General features: G+C 59.7%; 16 protein-coding genes. 9 read left to right on the plus strand and 7 right to left on the minus strand.

Annotation, left to right across the window (positions count from 1 at the left end):
* Positions 1-34: 34 nt before the first annotated feature.
* From Q1A20_RS15670 to Q1A20_RS15685, 4 genes are read left to right on the plus strand one after another with little or no spacing between them, the layout of a single operon-like run.
* The gene (locus Q1A20_RS15670; protein WP_299917532.1) at positions 35-583 is read left to right on the plus strand and encodes a TRAP transporter small permease; all 549 of its coding nucleotides are present in this window, start codon (positions 35-37) and stop codon (positions 581-583) included.
* A complete protein-coding gene (locus Q1A20_RS15675; RefSeq protein WP_298970732.1) occupies positions 583-1,899 on the plus strand; it encodes a TRAP transporter large permease in 1,317 nt (438 codons plus the stop codon). Before Q1A20_RS15670 ends, Q1A20_RS15675 begins: the two co-directional genes overlap by 1 nt.
* Entirely contained in the window at positions 1,896-3,140 is a 1,245-nt protein-coding gene (locus tag Q1A20_RS15680) for a malonyl-CoA decarboxylase (RefSeq protein ID WP_299917535.1), read from the plus strand. Before Q1A20_RS15675 ends, Q1A20_RS15680 begins: the two co-directional genes overlap by 4 nt.
* A 9-nt stretch (positions 3,141-3,149) precedes the next feature.
* Positions 3,150-4,664 carry a malonyl-CoA synthase gene (locus Q1A20_RS15685; protein WP_299917537.1) on the plus strand — a complete coding sequence of 505 codons (1,515 nt, stop codon included), beginning with the start codon at positions 3,150-3,152 and terminating at the stop codon, positions 4,662-4,664.
* Between the two features lie 3 nt (positions 4,665-4,667).
* On the opposite strand, the gene Q1A20_RS15690 is transcribed toward Q1A20_RS15685, so the two are convergent.
* The 7 genes from Q1A20_RS15690 to Q1A20_RS15720 form a co-directional block, all read right to left on the minus strand.
* Positions 4,668-5,627 carry a D-glycerate dehydrogenase gene (locus tag Q1A20_RS15690; protein WP_299917540.1) on the minus strand — a complete coding sequence of 320 codons (960 nt, stop codon included), beginning with the start codon at positions 5,625-5,627 and terminating at the stop codon, positions 4,668-4,670.
* A gap of 3 nt (positions 5,628-5,630) precedes the next feature.
* Positions 5,631-5,828 carry a hypothetical protein gene (locus Q1A20_RS15695; RefSeq protein WP_299405515.1) on the minus strand — a complete coding sequence of 66 codons (198 nt, stop codon included), beginning with the start codon at positions 5,826-5,828 and terminating at the stop codon, positions 5,631-5,633.
* A gap of 16 nt (positions 5,829-5,844) precedes the next feature.
* Positions 5,845-7,188, minus strand: coding sequence for an amidase (locus Q1A20_RS15700; protein ID WP_299917543.1), 1,344 nt, complete (start codon positions 7,186-7,188; stop codon positions 5,845-5,847).
* Complete coding sequence (locus Q1A20_RS15705; protein ID WP_298970744.1) at positions 7,185-8,552, minus strand: TRAP transporter large permease subunit; 1,368 nt, start codon at positions 8,550-8,552, stop codon at positions 7,185-7,187. Before Q1A20_RS15705 ends, Q1A20_RS15700 begins: the two co-directional genes overlap by 4 nt.
* A gap of 30 nt (positions 8,553-8,582) precedes the next feature.
* Positions 8,583-9,173, minus strand: coding sequence for a TRAP transporter small permease subunit (locus Q1A20_RS15710; RefSeq protein ID WP_299503081.1), 591 nt, complete (start codon positions 9,171-9,173; stop codon positions 8,583-8,585).
* Positions 9,174-9,287: 114 nt separating this feature from the next.
* Positions 9,288-10,382 (minus strand): TRAP transporter substrate-binding protein, encoded by a 1,095-nt coding sequence (locus tag Q1A20_RS15715; protein ID WP_299917546.1) that lies wholly within the window; start codon positions 10,380-10,382, stop codon positions 9,288-9,290.
* A gap of 299 nt (positions 10,383-10,681) precedes the next feature.
* Complete coding sequence (locus Q1A20_RS15720) at positions 10,682-11,560, minus strand: IclR family transcriptional regulator (RefSeq protein WP_299405505.1); 879 nt, start codon at positions 11,558-11,560, stop codon at positions 10,682-10,684.
* Between the two features lie 207 nt (positions 11,561-11,767).
* Here Q1A20_RS15720 and bhcA point away from each other — a divergent pair, with 207 nt between their 5' ends.
* The 5 genes from bhcA to Q1A20_RS15745 all read left to right on the plus strand — a co-directional run bounded on the left by bhcA (position 11,768) and on the right by Q1A20_RS15745 (position 18,099).
* On the plus strand, positions 11,768-12,958 hold the full coding sequence (gene bhcA / locus Q1A20_RS15725; RefSeq protein ID WP_299917550.1) for an L-aspartate--glyoxylate aminotransferase BhcA: 1,191 nt from the start codon (positions 11,768-11,770) through the stop codon (positions 12,956-12,958).
* 9 nt (positions 12,959-12,967) lie between these two features.
* Complete coding sequence (gene bhcB, locus Q1A20_RS15730) at positions 12,968-13,939, plus strand: beta-hydroxyaspartate dehydratase BhcB (RefSeq protein WP_299405500.1); 972 nt, start codon at positions 12,968-12,970, stop codon at positions 13,937-13,939.
* 12 nt (positions 13,940-13,951) lie between these two features.
* Complete coding sequence (gene bhcC / locus Q1A20_RS15735) at positions 13,952-15,115, plus strand: 3-hydroxy-D-aspartate aldolase BhcC (protein ID WP_299405497.1); 1,164 nt, start codon at positions 13,952-13,954, stop codon at positions 15,113-15,115.
* A gap of 83 nt (positions 15,116-15,198) precedes the next feature.
* A complete protein-coding gene (gene bhcD, locus Q1A20_RS15740; RefSeq protein ID WP_299917553.1) occupies positions 15,199-16,176 on the plus strand; it encodes an iminosuccinate reductase BhcD in 978 nt (325 codons plus the stop codon).
* Between the two features lie 249 nt (positions 16,177-16,425).
* Complete coding sequence (locus Q1A20_RS15745) at positions 16,426-18,099, plus strand: serine/threonine-protein kinase (protein WP_299405492.1); 1,674 nt, start codon at positions 16,426-16,428, stop codon at positions 18,097-18,099.
* Positions 18,100-18,191 lie beyond the last annotated feature (92 nt).

Raw genomic sequence — 18,191 nt, forward strand, 5'->3', positions numbered from 1 at the left:
CGCCCATTTTCTTTTCTGCTTCAGGATAGTCCTTATGGCTGGCCAAAACTCCGTTGCCGAGACCCGCGTCGGGGATCACCCGTTCCTGCGCGCCGTCGCTGCTCTGTCGACCCTTGCTGGCTGGTGTTCTGCCGCCATGATTGTCGCGGCCGTTGCGATCACCTGCCAGATGATCTTCGTACGCTTCGTGCTCAACGGATCGACCGTCTGGCAGACGGAAATGGTGATTTATCTGGTGATTGGCGCGACACTGGTGGGCCTGCCCTATGTGCAGCGGTTGCGGGGTCACGTAAACGTGGATCTGATCCCGCTCGCGCTGCCGAGACAGGCGCGCCGCGCGTTGGCAGTGCTGACGCTGTCGCTCTCCATCGCGATCATTGGTGTCATGCTGTGGTATGGGTATGATTATTGGCATTTCGCCTGGGACCGGGGGTGGAAGTCCGACACGGTCTGGGGCGTGCGGCTGTGGATCCCCTATCTGGCGCTGCCCGTGGGCTTCGGTCTGCTGCTGTTGCAGCTGATCGCTGATCTCTTTGGTGTCCTGAGCGGCACCGAAAAACCCTTCGGTCTGGAGGACGGCTGATGGACCCGCTTGTGCTCGGCGCGCTGGTGGCTGTCTCCACCATCATCGTGCTGTTTTCCGGCGTTTCAGTTGCCATTGGGCTGCTGATTGTCTCCGCCGGGTTCCTGATGATCTTCGACGGCATGCGCAGTCTTGAGCTGATGCCCGAGATCCTGTTTGGCAAGCTCGATAACTTCGCGCTGCTCTCGATCCCCATGTTCATCATCATGGGGTCTTCCATCGCCTCGACACGGGCGGGTGCCGATCTTTACGAAGCACTCGAACGCTGGCTCACGCGCGTGCCCGGTGGCCTGGTGATCTCCAACCTCGGGGCCTGCGCGCTTTTTGCCGCGATGTCTGGTTCCAGCCCGGCCACCTGTGCCGCCATCGGCAAGATGGGCATCCCCGAGATGCGCAAACGCGGCTACCCCGACGGTGTCGCCGCGGGCTCCATCGCCGCAGGGGGCACCCTTGGTATCCTGATCCCGCCCTCGGTCACGATGATCGTCTACGGTATCGCGACCGAGACTTCGATTGGCCGGTTGTTCCTCGCCGGTGTCATTCCGGGGCTGATGCTGGTGGCGCTCTTCATGGCGTGGTCGCTCTATTCCACATGGCAATCCGGCAATGCAAACCTGCTGACCGCCCGCAGCTATTCCTGGCGCGAAAAGCTGGAAATCCTCCCGCGCGTTCTGCCGTTTCTGGGCATCATCATCGGCGTGCTCTACGCCATGTACGGGGGCATCGCGACGCCCTCGGAAACTGCCGCCGTCGGCGCGCTTTTGTGTCTGATCATCGCGATGGTCATCTACAAACTCTGGAGCCCGTCTGCGCTCTGGCATGTGCTGCGCGACAGCACCAAGGAAAGCGTGATGATCCTCTTCATCATCGCCGCCGCCGGTGTGTTTTCCTACATGCTGTCGAGCCTTTTCATCACCCAATCCATCGCGGAGTGGATCGGTACGCTGGAGGTCAACCGCTGGGTGCTGATGGGTACGGTGAATGTCTTTTTGCTGATCGCCGGTTTCTTTCTGCCGCCCGTGGCGGTGATCCTGATGGCCGCGCCCATCCTGCTGCCGATCATCACCACCGCCGGGTTTGATCCGATCTGGTTTGCGGTGGTGCTCACGATCAACATGGAAATCGGTCTGATCAGCCCGCCGGTGGGTCTCAACCTCTATGTGATCAACGGAATTGCGCCGGATATCTCGCTGAAAACCATTCTCAAGGGGTCGCTGCCGTTTGTGGCCTGCATGGTCATCGCGATCATCCTGCTGTGTCTCTTCCCAGGGCTCGCCACCTGGTTGCCCGACGCGGTGATGGGCCCCTCGTTTTGAGCTGGTTCGCGGATATCCTCTCCACGGTGTTTGAGCGGCGATACCGTAGCGCTCTGGAGCCAGATCTCACCGGGCGCTCCATCCAGGAGCTATGCAACGACCTGCTGGGCAGTTCGGGTGAAATATCGGGGGCGGTGACCGCGAGCCACATTCTCGATCGCTACGCAGGGATGGACCGCGCGGAAAAGCAGGCGTTTTTCGCGTTTCTGGCCGATGAGATGGGCATTGATCCGGAAGCCGTGCGCGCGACCCTCAGCGCTTTTGAGGCAACCCCCTCCAAACAGAGCTATCGCGCGTTCTCCATCGCCGCCGAGCCAAAACGTCAGGAGTTGGCGCGCCGCCTCAACCAGGTGCCGGGTGCCACGGCGCAGCTTGTCCAAATGCGGGATGATCTTTTGGGCTTTGCTGCCGAGCACCCTGAATTTGGCCCCGTTGATCAGGATTTGCGCCACCTTCTGTCGTCTTGGTTCAATCGTGGCTTTCTGGTTTTGCGCCCGATTGATTGGGAAAGCCCGGCGGACGTGTTGGAGAAAATCATCGCCTATGAGGCCGTGCATGCGATCGACAGCTGGGAGGATTTGCGCCGCCGGGTCCAACCGGGCGACCGCCGCTGCTTTGCGTTTTTCCATCCTGCCATGCCCAACGAGCCCCTGATATTTGTCGAGATCGCGCTGACGCGTGGTGTTCCCGGATCCGTCCAGGAATTGCTCTCCGAAAAACGCGAAGCGCTGCCGGCGGTCGATGCAGACACGGCGGTGTTCTATTCGATCTCGAACTGCCAGTCGGGGTTGGCGGGGATCTCCTTTGGCAATTCACTGATCAAGCAGGTGGTGGCCGACCTGTCGCGGGAATTGCCCGGGCTTGAGACATTCGTGACGCTCTCGCCCATTCCGGGCCTGACCACATGGGCGCGCGAGGCTGGGATCGAAACGACGGATGACGCCGACATGCAATGCCAGATCGCCGCACATTATCTACTGGCAGAAAAACGGCGCGATGGCAGCCCCCGTGACCCGGTTGCGCGCTTTCATCTGGGCAACGGTGCGCTGGTGCATGACGTACACGCGGGCGCAGATCTGTCACCCAACGGGATGGCGCAATCTTTCGGTGTGATGGTGAATTATCTTTACGATCTGTCCCTGATTGCACAAAACCACGAAGGCTATGCCGCTGAGCATAGGGTTGCGGCCTCGGCCCGGGTGCAGTCTCTGGCGGCGGCGATGGAAAAGACACAGCACTAGGACAACGAGATGGCAAATCCGCTTTTCGACACGCTCTTTGGCTGCCATGCAGGGAAAGACACGGTGTTCCTGCACCTTCAGGACGGATCGATCGTGACCCACGCGGTGTTTCTGGCGCGTGCCGCCCAATACGCCAATGCCTTTATCGCTGCTGGCCTGCAACCGGGGGACCGGCTGGCCCTGCAGGCAGAGAAATCACCGCAATCCCTTGCCGTCTACGCCGCCTGCATCCAGGCGGGCATTGTCTATTTGCCACTGAACACCGGCTACACCGCTTCCGAAGTGTCCTATTTCATGGAGAACAGCGGCGCGCGGCTTTTGATTTGTGACCCATCCAAGGCCGCTGATCTGAATCCGGTTGCGCAGTCCGCTGGTGCTTCCATCCTGACGCTGGATGCAGCGAGCGCGGGTACGCTGCAGCAAAGTGCGGCGGGCATGCAGACGCAGTTCGACACGGTGGCACGCGGCGCGGATGATCTGGCCGCCTTCCTCTATACATCCGGCACCACCGGACGCTCAAAGGGGGCGATGCTCACGCAGACGAACCTGCTGTCGAATGCGCAAACACTGGTTGATGTCTGGCAGTTCACCAAAGAAGACGTGCTGCTGCACGCGCTGCCGATCTTTCACACGCATGGGCTTTTCGTTGCGACCAATGTGTCCTTGCTGACGGGTGGCGCGATGATCTTTCTGCCTAAATTTGATGTGGAGGCGGTCATTGACCTTCTACCGCAGGCCACCGCGATGATGGGCGTGCCGACGTTCTACACGCGCCTTCTGGACGATGCGCGATTTGACCGGGATCTGGTGGCGCATATGCGGCTCTTCATCTCCGGCAGCGCGCCTTTGCTCGCCGAAACCCATGTGCAGTTCGAGGCCCGTACCGGCCACCGCATTCTGGAACGCTACGGCATGACCGAAACCAATATGAACACCTCCAACCCCTATGACGGCGCGCGGCGGCCGGGAACGGTCGGGTTTCCGCTGCCGGGGGTTGAGCTCAAGATCACCGATCCGGCGACAGGTGACGCGCTGCCGCAAGGCGAGATTGGTCAGATCGAGGTGCGGGGCTCGAATGTTTTCAAAGGCTATTGGCAGATGCCTGAAAAGACCCGCGAAGAGCTGCGCGCAGATGGGTTCTTTATCACCGGCGATCTCGGGCTGATCGACGATCAGGGTTATGTGCAGATCGTGGGCCGCAACAAGGATCTGATTATTTCAGGTGGCTACAACATCTATCCCAAAGAGATCGAGGTTCTGCTGGATGATCAGCCCGGCGTGCTCGAAAGCGCCGTCATCGGTGTGCCGCATCCGGACTTCGGGGAGACGGTGGTTGGGTTCTTGGTGCCAGAGAAAGGCCAGGAACCGGATCTGGAAAGGATTGACCGGGCCGCCCGCGCAGATCTGGCCCGCTTCAAGCACCCGCGCAAATTGATTGTCCTGCCCGAACTGCCGCGCAACACGATGGGCAAGGTGCAAAAGAACGTCCTGCGCGCAGAATACGGGCAGCTTTTCAGCGCCTGACCGTCACAGCAGGTCTTGTGGCGTCTTCCCGGCAAAAAACGCATCCAGATTGTCGAGCGCCCGGAACCCCATGGCGTCACGGGTCTTTGTTGTGGCTGAGCCGATATGCGGCAGCATGAAGATGTTTTCATGGGCCGCAAAGGCGGGGTTGCCGCCGGGTTCGACCTTGAAACAATCCAGGCCCGCCGCCGACAGATGCCCGCTGGACAGGGCGTACAGCAGCGCGTCTTCATCGACCAGCGCGCCGCGTGCGGCGTTCACCAGAACCGCGCCTTTCGGCAGCAGGGCAAACCTTTCGGCGTTCATCAAATCGATTGTTTCCGGCGTGGCCGGGCAGTGCAGCGACAGAAAATCGGCGACGGCGAGAAGGCTTTCTACAGTCTCGTGGTAGGTGGCACCCTGCGCGTCTTTTTCCGGCAGCGGACTGCGGTTGTAGTAGTGGATGTCCATATCAAAGCCGCGGGCCTTGGCGGCAAACGCGCGGCCCACACGCCCCATGCCGACGATCCCCAGACGCGCGCCGGTCAGTTGCTTGCCGACCATGAAGGAGGGTGACCAGAAATCCCAGGCCCCTGTCCGCACAATCCGGTCGCCCGCCACCGCATGGCGCGCGGCCCCCAGCATCAGCAGCATGGCCAGCTCGGCTGTGGCGTCCGACAGCACATCCGGTGTGTTCGTGACAGCAATGCCCCGCGCTTTCAGGCTGGGCAGGTTGCAATGATCGACGCCCACGGAATGATTGGCGATGATCTTCAGGCGCGGGTCCAATTGGGCAGCGACTTCGGCGCTGAAATGCTCGGAATGGCAGGGGATGATCGCATCAAAATCGGCGCTCGCCGCAATCAGGTCCTGCGCACTGCCGGGCGTGTCGGCATGATTGACGACGGTATCATAGTCCCGCTCGGCGCGGGCGATGGTGGCGTCGGACAGGCGGCGCGTGATCCAAAGGCGGGGTTTGGTCATGGGTTACTTCTTCTTTCGAATGCACTCGTCCCAATAGTCATAGATCGCCATGGCGCAGACGATGATCACAATGACCATGAAGGGAAAGCCACCCCAGAACCCGGCAAAACCGGTTGAGATGCTGTGCGAGAGCTCGCCTACAAAGATCACCAGCAATGCGGTGCCGATGAGCCCGACGATCAGTTTGACGGTATATGACATCTTTGCGTCCTTTCGGTCAGGCGGCAGCCGCCGCGATATGGTTTTGCAGCCAGCGCGCGGTGCGCAAGAGCCGGTCGTCTTTATGCGCGGGGCCGATCAGTTGCACGCCGACCGGCAGGCCGGTCTCCCCGACAAGCAGCGGCAGCGTCACGCAAGGCAGGCCCGCCAATGTCCAGAGTGTACAGAAAATCGGATCCCCTGTCCCATCACCAAACAGCGGCGCCTCGCCCGCTGCGGCGGGGGCGATGATCGCATCGTATTCGGTAAAGAAATCCTCGAAAAACGCCTCAGCGGAAGCTTTCACCGCCAAGGCGTCTTCGTATTCTGCTGTACTGATCTGGCGCGCGCGGGTGATGATGGGTTTCAGCGTCTCGCTCACCTGATCCCAGTGATTTTCAAAGACCTCTGTCTGATGCCGCGCGATTTCATATTCATGGATGCGGGCCTGTACTGCGACAAGTTCCCCAAGTTGGTTGGCGGGGTCCATGCGGGTGACACGCTTTCCGAGGATCTCCATCACACCATCCAGCCCGTCGCGAGTGGCTTCTGATAGGCGATCATTGAAGGGCAGTTTGAACCAGACGAAATCCGGCTCCATCTCAGCGTCCTGGCGCGCCCCCGCCGCCATGACAGGCCGCGCATGCACGAAGCTTTCGCGGTCGCGTTGGTCGTAGCTGCTGATGGCGTCGGCCAGTAGGGCGGCGTCTTCCAGCGTGCGCGCGAAGGTGCCGATCTGGTCCAGCGACACGGAGGTTTGCAACACGCCGCTGCGCGGGATGGTCCCCCGCGTTGGTTTGAACCCGAAGGTGCCGCAGAAAGAGGCTGGCCGGATGACGGAGCCGTTGGTTTGAGTGCCGATGGCCAGCGGCACATGGCCTGCCGCCACCGCCGCCGCCGACCCGCTGGAAGATCCTCCAGGGGAATGGTCTGGATTGTGCGGGTTGCGCGTTTCATTCGCATGAACGAAGGCCAGCTCCGTTGTGACCGTCTTGCCCATGATCACCGCCCCGGCTTCGCGCAGCATCTCGACGATCCGCGCATCCTGGTCCGGCTGACGCCCCGCAAAGATCGGCGTGCCGCGTTGGGTGGGCATGTCACGGGTGTCGATGATGTCTTTGAGCCCGATGGGCAGCCCGTGCAGAGGGCCGGTCGCCAACCCGCGCTGGCGCTGACGGTCGCATGCCTCTGCCTGGGCCAGCGCTGCCTCAGGGTCAAGATGGGCCCAGGCGTGGATCGCGCCATCGGTCTCCGCAATCCGGTCGAGGCAGGATTGCACCAACTGCACGGATTTTAGCCTGCCGGAGGCGATATGGGATGCCGCCTCCGTCGCACTCAGGCTATGAGGTTTGATCTTGCTCACGGAATGTATTCACCAAAGAGATAGTCCGGGAACCACAGCGCGATGCCGGGGAATTGATACATCAACACCATGGTGAAGATCACGATGCCAAGGTACGGCATGATGCCCCGGAAGATTTCCATCAACTCGATCTGTTTCTTGAGCACCCCTTTTAGATAATAGGCCGACATGGCCATGGGCGGGGTCAGGAAGGAGGTTTGCAGGTTCAACGCCACCAGCATGGCGAAGAAATAGGGGTTCACGCCGAAGACTTCCAAGAGCGGCAGGAAGATCGGTACGAAGATGATCAGGATCTCGGACCATTCGAGCGGCCATCCCAGCAGGAAGATGATGATCTGCGCCAACACCAGGAACTGCCAGGGCTCCAGGTCCATCCCGCCGACCCAATCGGCGATGATGTCATGCCCGCCGAGGTAGGAGAAGACGCTCGCAAAGGTCCAAGAGCCAACGAAGAGCCAGCAGACCATGGCCGTGGCCTTGGCGGTCAGGAACACGCTTTCCTTGAGCTTGGTCCAGGTCATCGACCGGTAGAGCACCGCCAGGATCATGCCGCCGAGGGCACCCATGGCCGCCGCTTCCGCCGGTGTTGCGAGGCCGCCGAGGATCGAGCCGAGCACCAGCGCAATCAACACGGTGAGCGGCACGAAGCTGACCAGCAGGTTCCAGTAGATCTCGCGCGGGGGCGGCACATCATCCATTTGCGGTTTTGGCGCCAGCGCAGGATTGAACCAGACGCGCACGATCACGTAGACGATGTAGAGCCCGGCCAACAGCAGCCCCGGGAAGACCGCCGCCGCGTAGAGCCGCAGAGGCGACAGATCCGCGATGGCGGAATAGACGATCAGCATGATCGACGGCGGGATCAGGATGCCCAATGTCCCGCCCGCGCAGATCACACCCGAGGCGAAACTTTTGTTGTAGTTGGCGTTGGCCATGGCGGGGAAGGCCAGCAGGCCCATCAGGGTCACAACGGCGCCCACAATGCCGGAGGCGGTGGAGAACACCGCGCAGGTCAGCAAGGCCGCAATCGCCAGCGAGCCGGGCAGGTTGCGCGCGGCCTGGTAGAGCGAGAAGAACAGCTTGTCGACGATGTTGGCGCGTTCAACCACATACCCCATGAACAAAAACAAGGGGATCGCCACAAGCGTCGGGTTTTCCATCACCGAATAGGTGTTCTGGTTCAGCAGATAGAAGATATTGTTGTTGAAGATATCGCTGAAGCTCTCGATGGGTCCGCCCTGATGATAGGCGTAGTAGCCAAAGGCCACGCCCATCGCCAAAAGCGTGAAGGCAATCGGAAACCCAAGCAAAACCAGCAGAATAAACAGGCCCAGCATCAACAGGGCGACTTCGGGATTTGTCATTTTTGTATCTTTCTTCCTGCTGGCGCGTCGTTATTGCTTGCCGGGATGTATGGCTTGGATTTCAGCGATATCTGCGTCCGAGAGCAGATCTTCGGTCTCTTTCACATCAGCCAGCCGCTCGGGCCATTCCCCAGTTCGGATGGCGATGACACAGCGCACCAGTTCGGCGACGCCCTGGATCATCAAAAGCGCACCCGCGACAGGGATCAGCGATTTGAAAAAGTAGATCTGAATGCTGGCGGGGCTGTTGAAGCTCACTTCCTTATAGCGCCAGCTGTCCGAGGCGATCTCATAGCCGAACCAGACAAGGGCGGTAACGCCCGGAAAGAAAAACAGGAAGTAGAGGAGGAAATCGAGGCTCGCCTGCACCTTCACAGGGAAGAGACGGTAGACCACATCCGCCCGCACATGCGTGTCCTGCGCCAGGGCATAAGCGCCGCACATCAGAAACAGCGCGCCATACATCTGGATCATCATGTCGAACGCCCAGACCGTGGGCGCATTGAGCACGTAGCGTACAAAGACCTCATACGACACCGAGAGCGTCAGGATCAGGATGCACCAGCCGAAGGCCCGACCGACCCAAAGGCTCAATCCTTCTATGGCGTGAACGAATTTCATGGTTTTGATTTCCCTGTCGTGGCTGGGCAGGCCCTGCTGGTCAGGGCCCGATCATCAGCTGTAGAGGCCGGGCACCCGCCTGGGCGCCCGATCTCGATCTGCACTTACACTAGATCAACCGAAGTAGTGGTTGTAGGCCAGCTTGTAGTCAGGTTGGTTCAGGTTCAGGTAGTTCATCACGTCCTTGGCATAGGCCTTTTGTGATTCCATCACCTTGGCAAAGAACGGATCGTCCTCCGCGATACGTGCTGTCACCTTGTCCCAGGCTGCCAGCTGGGCCGCCATCACCGAATCCGGTGTGCGGTATACGTTCACGCCATCGGCTTCCTGCAGTTTCAGCAGATCGTCGGAATAGCGCTTTGTGTTGCCCCAGTAGAAGCCGGAGTTTTCCGCCATCGACGCGTTTTTGATGATCGCCTTGTGATCATCGGAAAGCGCGTTGAACTTGTCCTTGTTGATCGTAACCTCAAAGAACTCCTGGCTCTGGTGGAAGGAGGCGAGGTGATAATGTTTGGACACGTCCTGCATCCCGAAGTCACGGTCAGATGTTGGGTTGTTGAACTCCGCCGCATCGATCAGGCCGGATTTCATCGCCGGCTGGATTTCACCGCCGGGCAGCTGCACCACCGACATGCCCATTTCCAGTAGAACGTCCGCGGCCAGACCAACGGTCCGGTATTTCAACCCTTCCATCTGCGAGGCGTCGGTGATCTGCTCCTTGAACCAGCCCATCGGCTGCGCGGGCATCGGCGAGTTGAAGAACGACACAACGTTGAGGCGCAACTCGGCCATCAGCTCGTCAAAGAGCTCCTGACCGCCACCGGCATAGACCCAGCCCAGCACTTCCTGGCTCGACCAGCCAAAGCAGGGGCCCGTGCCAAAGAGCGAGGCCGCTTTGGATTTACCGTACCAATAGGCGGGCACGTAATGCGCGGCATCCAGCACGCCGCGGTGCACCGCGTCCTGCATCTGGCTGGTTTTCACGACGGCGTCGACCGACAGGACTTCGATGGTCAGTGAGCCGCCGCTCATTTCATTCACGCGCGCCGCGAAGGACTGCGCGTTTTCCAGGAAAATACCGCCGCCCCAGGCCGCTTGCATTTTCAAGGTGGTGCCGTGGCCATCCGCAATGGCTGGCGTGGCGAGAGCGGCCGCACCTGCGACGGCCGAGCCGTGCAGGAACTTTCTGCGGTTAAGATTATCTGTCATATTTCCTCCCTTAAGAACGGGCATGAGCGCCCGAATCTGTCGTAAGGCGCGGTGAGCGCCATTCTGTGAAAACTCTGGAAACGCGGTTGGGCGTCTGGTGGTGTCATTCGGCGCAAATCTCCTCGGGCGCCAAACAAAACCAATTCCCCGAATTTACATTCGTAAAGCTAGGTGTTTCGCAGGCGCTGGCAAGCAAAACTTGCCTCAAAAACAACCCGTTAGTGCAACCTTTGGGGGAATTTCATCCGATTTCCGTTTGTTTTAACCGTTTCTCCTTCTGCACGCGTCCAATTGCGATCTTAGGCCAGCGGGCCCGTGCCTGTTTTCGTTGCTGTGATTTCGCCATTTGAGCGTGTGTTTGTTGCGGGCAACCGACCGCCAATCAGGTCGGTAATCTCCACGGCTGCCGCGGCAACCGTCGCACCAAGCTCCGGCACGCGCAGCGGGTCAAACCGCGTGCTCGGCCCGGAAATGGACACACCCGCAACCGGGTCACCGTGTTCGTCGTAAATCACCGACCCGATGCAGGACATGCCCGCGTGACGCTCTTCGCGATCAAAAGACCAGCCGCGTGCGTGGGTTTCATTGAGGTCGGCAAACAGCGCCTCCGGCGACACCAGCGTGTTGTCGGTGAAAGGCGTGAGGCCGGAGGTCATGAGCAGTTTGCGCACCCGCTCCGGCGGCATCGCAGCCAAAATAGCCTTGCCGATCCCGGAGGCGTGCATGGAGGTGCGCGTGCCACGTGCGAAAAAGGCGCGGATCGGATTGAAGGTCTCGACCTGACCGACAAACACCACCTCAGCCCCATCGGGAATTGCGAGGTTTGCGGTCTCGCCAGTCTTTTCCATCAGATGACGCATGACCGGTCGGCTGACCGTGCTCAGCCCAGTGCGGTTCATGAAAGACACGCCCGTCCGATAAGCCTCGATCCCAATGACCCAATCCTGACGTTCCTCGTCAAAGGCGACAAAGCCGTGCTTTTGCAGCGTTGTCAGAATGCGATGGGTTGTGGCGGTCGGGACGCCAAGCGACATGGATAAATCGGTCAGCGTCGCGCGTTCTGCCCGAGACACTGCCGTCAGAATGCCAAGCGCGCGATCAAGCGACTGCAGCGTCCCTGCGGAGCTTTCGCGAAATTGGGATTTTGGTCTCCCACGCTGGCGTTTCTGAATTGTCACGGACACGTCCTTGAGAATCTGTTCCCATATTTATGGCATGAATGAAAAATAATTTCAATAAATTCATTTAATCGATTTTTGAAAAATGTAAAAGTGATTAAAAACATAGTGATGTATAATTAAATTGACTAATGGAAAACATTTTCGAGAAAATTGAAATGCGCGCGCTAATTGGTATGTTGCTGCATGACGTATGAGGAGACCGACATGTCAGACCAAAACCCAGTGTTCATTCCCGGGCCAACGAATATTCCTGATCGGCTGCGTGCTGCGATGCAAGTGCAGACCCGTGACCACCGTGCGCCTGATTTTGTCGAAACCTTCGCACCAATCCTGGAAGACACCAAGAAAGTATTTGGAACGACGAAGGGCTCTGTCATCACGTTTCCGGCCAGTGGCACAGGCGGATGGGAAGCGGCCATTTGCAATACGCTCAGCCCCGGCGACAAGGTTCTGGTGGCGCGCTACGGCATGTTCAGCCACCGCTGGATCGATCTTTGCCAACGCCATGGTCTGGATGTTCACATTATTGAATGTGCATGGGGGTCGGGGGCGCCTGCCGACAGGTTCGAGGCGGTTCTGAGCGCGGACAAGGGTCATGAGATCAAGGCCGTTTTGGTCACGCACAACGAAACGGCGACCGGGGTGAAATCCGACATCGCGGCGGTCCGCGCGGCGATGGATGCGGCCGGCCATCCAGGCATGATGTTTGTGGATTGCGTAAGCTCGCTGGCGTCGATGGAATTTCGGATGGACGACTGGGGTGTCGATATCGCAGTCTCCGGCTCCCAGAAAGGCTTCATGCTGGCGACGGGCATGGCGATCCTTGGTGTCAGCCCCAAGGCGCTCGCCGCCATGGAGAAGGCCAAGCTGCCCCGCACTTTCTTTGATTTCCGCGATATGATGGGCGCCAATGCGTCAGGCGGTTTTCCCTATACACCGCCCCTGCAGCTGATCTATGGCATGCGCGAAAGCCTGAAGATGCTCTTTGAGGAGGGTCTGGAAAGCGTCTATGCGCGCCATTTCAGACTGGCCGAAGGGGTGCGGCGTGCGGTTGATGCCTGGGGGCTGAAACTGGTCGCGGAAAGCCCCGCGCTATACTCCGATACGGTCAGCGCAATTTATGTACCCAAAGGGTTCGACAGCAATGCGCTGACGGATCAGGCGTTCAACGCCTATGGTGTATCCTTCGGCGTCGGCCTGGGGGAGATGAACGGCAAAGCCTTCCGCATCGGCCATCTGGGCAGCCTGACGGATGTGATGGTGTTGTCGGGATTGGCGACAATTGAAATGGCCATGGCCGATCTGGACTATCCCATCGAGCTTGGCAGCGGTGTCGCAGCGGCCCAGGATTATTTCCGTGCGCACCGCGCGGCGTTGATCAAGACAGCAGCGTAGGAGGGCGGTATGCTAGATACATTGACCGGACCGGATCTGACCATCGATCACGTGCGTGCCGCGCATGAACGGATCAAGCCTTATATCCACCGCACGCCGGTGCTGACTTCGAGCTATTTCAACGACTTGACCGGGGCGGAGCTGTTCTTCAAATGCGAGAACTTTCAAAAAGCTGGTGCGTTCAAGGTTCGTGGGGCGTCCAATGCGGTCTTTGGCCTCAGCGATGCGATGGCCGAGAAAGGCGTGGCGACGCATTCCTCCGGCAACCACGCGCTGTCGCTCAGTTATGCAGCAGGTCGGCGCGGGATCCCGTGCCATGTGGTGATGCCCCGCACGGCACCCGAAGCAAAGAAGGCTGCGGTGCGCGGCTATGGCGGGATCATTACCGAATGTGAGCCTTCGACCACCAGCCGCGAGGCGGTGTTTGCCGAGGTGCAGGACGCGACGGGGGCAGAATTTGTGCACCCCTACAATGACCCGCGCGTGATTGCGGGGCAGGCGACCTGTTCGCTGGAATTGCTGGAGCAGGTTGATAACATGGACGCGGTGATCGCGCCCATCGGCGGTGGTGGCATGATCTCGGGCACCTGTCTGACGCTCTCCAACCTGGCACCGAAGATGGAGATCTACGCGGCGGAACCCGATCAGGCGGATGACGCCGCGCGCTCTTTCCGGGCGGGGCATATCATTGCCGACGATGCGCCGGTGACCATCGCGGACGGCCTCAAGGTGCCGCTGAAGGAGAATACCTGGCACTTCGTTTCCAGCTTCGTGACCGATGTGCTGACGGCCAGCGAACAGGAGATCATCGATGCGATGAAACTGACCTGGGAGCGGATGAAGATCGTCATGGAACCAAGCTGCGCCGTGCCGATGGCGACGATCCTGCGCAATCCGGAAGTGTTCCGGGGCAAGCGCGTGGGGGTGATCATCACGGGCGGCAATGTGGATTTGAACAAACTGCCCTGGATGAAGGGCTAAGGAGGACGCGATATGAACAAGCAGGTCAAATTCGAAGATTTTGAAGTGGGCTACGACATTCCGGCCGCAATTGGCATGGACGAGGCGCAGATCCAGACGCCGTGTCTTGTGCTCGATCTCGACGCACTGGAACGCAACATCAAGAAGATGGGCGACTGGGCGAAGGCGCACGGCATGCGCCACCGGGTGCACGGCAAGATGCACAAATCGGTTGATGTGGCGCTGTTGCAGGAAAAGCTGGGCGGCTCTTGCGGGGTCTGCTGCCAGAAGGTGTCAGAGGCAGAGGTGTTTGCGCGCGGCGGTATCAAAGACGTGCTGGTTTCCAATCAGGTACGCCAGCCCGAGAAGATAGATCGCCTGGCGCGGATGCCGAAGCTGGGCGCGCGCACGATCTGCTGCGTGGATGACATTGAGAACGTGGGGGACCTGTCGGAGGCGGCGGTGCGCCATGGGACGGAAATCGAATGCCTTGTCGAAATCGACTGCGGTGCGGGTCGCTGCGGGGTGACCACAACGCCTGAGGTGGTGGAGATTGCCAAGGCCATCGATGCAGCCGATGGTCTGAAATTTGCGGGCATCCAAGCCTATCAGGGCGCGATGCAGCACATGGACAGCTACGCCGACCGCAAAGCCAAGATCGACGTGGCGGTGGCCATGGTGAAGGAGGCGGTCGACGCGCTGAAAGGCGAAGGGCTGACGTGCGACATCGTCGGTGGCGGCGGTACCGGCTCCTATTATTTCGAGGGCAATTCGGGTGTGTTCAACGAATTGCAATGCGGTTCCTACGCCTTCATGGACGCAGATTATGGGCGCATCCTGGATGAAAACGGCAACCGGATCGATCAGGGCGAATGGGAAAACGCACTGTTCATCCTGACCTCGGTGATGAGCCACGCCAAGGCGGATAAGGCCATCGTGGACGCGGGCCTCAAGGCGCAATCGGTGGACAGCGGTCTGCCGGTGATCTTTGGCCGCACGGACGTCGAATACGTCAAATGCTCCGACGAGCACGGCGTGGTGGCCGATCCGGATGGGGTCCTCAAGGTCAACGACAAGCTGAAACTGGTGCCGGGCCACTGCGACCCGACCTGCAACGTGCATGACTGGTACGTGGGCGTGCGCGACGGCAAGGTTGAGACGCTCTGGCCGGTGTCCGCGCGCGGCAAGGCCTACTGAGCCAAAACGGCACCGGAAAAGATGGGCGCGCCCGACGGCTTCGGGCGCGTTTTCACGTAGAACACAGACTGAAGGGTGAAGACATGGCCGAAGGATTGCTGATTGTAGGGGAAGACGTCTGTGCGGAGGTGGTGAGCAGCGCCGATGCATTCACCGCCGTTGAAGCGGTCTTTGGTGCCATGGCCAAGGGGGATGCCTACAATTTCCCGGTGATCCGGGAGGCCATCGGCTATGCCGACGCGCTTTACGGGTTCAAATCCGGGTTCGACAAGGCGGGCAAGACGCTAGGGGTCAAATCGGGCGGCTACTGGCCCGGCAATATGGACAAGGGGCTGACCAACCACCAATCCACCATTTTCCTCTTTGACCCGGATACGGGCATGCTGCAGGCGCTGGTGGGCGGCAACTACCTGACGGCGGTGCGTACGGCGGCATCTTCCTCCGTTTCCATCGCCCATCTGGCGCGCAAGGATGCGAAGGTGCTGGGCATGGTGGGCGCCGGGCATCAATCGACCTTCCAACTGCGCGCCGCAGCACAGCAACGCGATTTTGAGAAGGTTGTCGCCTGGAACCCGCATCCCGAAATGCTGCCGCGTCTCGGGGCGGTGGCCGAGGAGCTTGGGCTGGAATTCGAGGCCGTGACCCAGGAAGAGCTTGGTGCGCAGGCGGATGTGATCATCACCATCACCTCGGCGTTTGAACCGCTGCTGATGAAGGGCTGGATCAAACCGGGGACGCATATCGCCTGTATGGGCACCGACACCAAGGGAAAACAGGAAATCGATCCGGAGATCTTCACCACCGCGACGGCCTTCGCGGATGAGATCGCCCAATCAACGACCATCGGCGAGGCGCAGCATGCCATTGCCTCGGGCCTCATCGGCAAAACCGAAATCACGCCGATTGGCGCCGTGATCAATGGTGATCATCCGGGGCGCAGTTCTGCGGATGAAATCACGCTCTTTGATGGGACGGGCGTCGGGCTGCAGGATCTGGCGGTGGCGTCGGTCGCGGCTGAGCAGGCGGAAAAGCAGGGCAAGGCCACGCGGGTCGCGCTCTGACCTAGATCATTGACCTTGCAAGAAAAAACCACCCGGTCGCAGCCATTGCGGTTGGGTGTTTTTCTGGTCTGAATGCCCGTTAAGGCTTCATAAATTCGCATAAACTTGTCGTTTCATGGCACGCCTGTTCCTCCTGTCGGCCATGTTTTGGACACAGCATTTCGGCCTTTTTGATGCGACGCCTAATCCCTTTGCACCTCACCAGAGGAGCGATGGGTTGGTGGCGAGAGGCGAAAGACTGAAAGCAAGATGAGCACCCAGGACGAAACACTACACGACGAGGCCAACAGCGAGGCGCTGGCCCCCGGCAGCAAACTGCTGAGCGGGCAATATGAGATCGTGCGTTATCTCAGCAGCGGCGGTTTTGGCATCACCTATCTGGCCAAGGACAGCCTCAACCGCACCGTGGTGATCAAGGAATGCTTTCCCGAGGCATTCTGCAGCCGGGTGAAGAAAACGGTGCGCGCCAGAACCAAAAACTACGTCGATGATTTCCGCTCGATTGTGGCGCTGTTCATCCGTGAGGCGCATGCGCTGTCACGTCTGGATCACTCCAGCGTGGTGGGTGTGCATCAGGTGTTTGAGTATAATGAGACCGCCTATATGGCGCTCGACCTGGTGGACGGCAAAGACCTGTTGGAGATCATCGAAAGTGGCGCGCCTGCGATGTCCGCAGCGCAGGTGCAGTCGCTGACCCTGTCGCTGCTTGATGCCATCGCGCATGTGCACAGTCAGGACCTGCTGCACCGCGACATCTCGCCAGACAACATTCTGGTCGACAAATCGGGGCGTCCGGTGCTGATTGATTTCGGGGCGGCACGGGAAGAGGCCAGCCGCAAGAGCCGCGTTCTCTCTGCTGTTCTGGTGGTGAAAGACGGCTATTCCCCGCAGGAATTCTATGTGGCCGGCAGTCAGCAATACCCCTGCAGCGATCTTTATGCGCTTGCGGCGACCCTGACCCATCTGATTTCTGGCAAAGCCCCGCCCAACAGCCAGGCGCGGCTTGCTGCACTGGCATCGCACCAGCCGGATCTCTACGAACCGCTGCGCGGGCGCTTCCCGGCCTATGACGATGATTTTCTGGCTGCGATCGACAAAGCCATGAACATCGTGCCCGCGGATCGGATTCAATCCGCCCAAGAATGGGCGTTGATGATCGACCCGACAAGGCGCGCGGAAATTGCGCGGGCGCGGGCGCGCGATGATCAGACGATCAACCTGACCATCAGCAATCTGATCCAGTCCGTTCAAGACGACAAAGAAGATGCCGCGCCGGTTGAGGTCGCACCTGTGCCGGAGGTTAAACCCGAAGCCGAGATACCGGAGCCCTGGGATACAAAGCCGGTCGATCCGAAATACGACGCGGCATTTTTCAGAGATCTCTACGATAGCGAGACGCCGGAAGAGCAGGGCGACACCGCTGTTCCAGAAGCATCAGCTCAGGATATGTCCTCTGCGGACCGCAAGATGATCGACCGCGTTTCGGATAAAGCTGCAGCCGCCGATCCAGTGAGCTCAGTCTCGGCACCGAGCGGGGAAAAACAAACACGTTCAAAGGTTTCTGTCACGCCAGCGGCGGTGGTTACCACCAAAAGCCGGATCTTCAAGGAAGAGATTTCGACGCCGCGACCGGCGGCCAAAAAGGAAGTGTCACAGGCAAGGCCAAAGAAATACAAGACCCTGCCGGATGTCATTTCCCAGCAGGATTTCGATGCGCTGATGGCAGCGGAACGGTCCGTGGCGCGCTCTTCGATCTGGCGCAGGTGGGCGACCTTGCCGGTCATCCTGGTGGCCTATTTCATGCTGGGGCAGGCCGCCCTGCAATTCGACGATTTTCATGCTGTTACCGTGGGGAAGCTGCTCAACATGGGTGAGGACTACGGCTACTGGACGATTAACCAACGCTACACGGCAGGGGGCTGACCCGGGAATTGGCCGCGTAGATCACACTCACTCTCCATAACCCCCGGGTGGTCCGGGCAGCGAGACAACAGGCGACATTGGAAAGGCACGAT

It is taken from the genome of uncultured Roseobacter sp., assembly GCF_947501835.1.
Lineage (GTDB): Bacteria > Pseudomonadota > Alphaproteobacteria > Rhodobacterales > Rhodobacteraceae > Roseobacter.

What these genes read in the sequence shown, in the direction of transcription:
- Q1A20_RS15690 (WP_299917540.1), bottom strand. Translation starts at nt 5,627, where the DNA reads ATGACCAAACCCCGCCTTTGGATCACGCGCCGCCTGTCCGACGCCACC.
- bhcC (WP_299405497.1), top strand. Translation starts at nt 13,952, where the DNA reads ATGAACAAGCAGGTCAAATTCGAAGATTTTGAAGTGGGCTACGACATT.
- Q1A20_RS15715 (WP_299917546.1), bottom strand. Translation starts at nt 10,382, where the DNA reads ATGACAGATAATCTTAACCGCAGAAAGTTCCTGCACGGCTCGGCCGTC.
- bhcD (WP_299917553.1), top strand. Translation starts at nt 15,199, where the DNA reads ATGGCCGAAGGATTGCTGATTGTAGGGGAAGACGTCTGTGCGGAGGTG.
- Q1A20_RS15695 (WP_299405515.1), bottom strand. Translation starts at nt 5,828, where the DNA reads ATGTCATATACCGTCAAACTGATCGTCGGGCTCATCGGCACCGCATTG.
- Q1A20_RS15745 (WP_299405492.1), top strand. Translation starts at nt 16,426, where the DNA reads ATGAGCACCCAGGACGAAACACTACACGACGAGGCCAACAGCGAGGCG.
- Q1A20_RS15705 (WP_298970744.1), bottom strand. Translation starts at nt 8,552, where the DNA reads ATGACAAATCCCGAAGTCGCCCTGTTGATGCTGGGCCTGTTTATTCTG.
- Q1A20_RS15670 (WP_299917532.1), top strand. Translation starts at nt 35, where the DNA reads ATGGCTGGCCAAAACTCCGTTGCCGAGACCCGCGTCGGGGATCACCCG.
- bhcB (WP_299405500.1), top strand. Translation starts at nt 12,968, where the DNA reads ATGCTAGATACATTGACCGGACCGGATCTGACCATCGATCACGTGCGT.
- bhcA (WP_299917550.1), top strand. Translation starts at nt 11,768, where the DNA reads ATGTCAGACCAAAACCCAGTGTTCATTCCCGGGCCAACGAATATTCCT.
- Q1A20_RS15685 (WP_299917537.1), top strand. Translation starts at nt 3,150, where the DNA reads ATGGCAAATCCGCTTTTCGACACGCTCTTTGGCTGCCATGCAGGGAAA.
- Q1A20_RS15675 (WP_298970732.1), top strand. Translation starts at nt 583, where the DNA reads ATGGACCCGCTTGTGCTCGGCGCGCTGGTGGCTGTCTCCACCATCATC.
- Q1A20_RS15710 (WP_299503081.1), bottom strand. Translation starts at nt 9,173, where the DNA reads ATGAAATTCGTTCACGCCATAGAAGGATTGAGCCTTTGGGTCGGTCGG.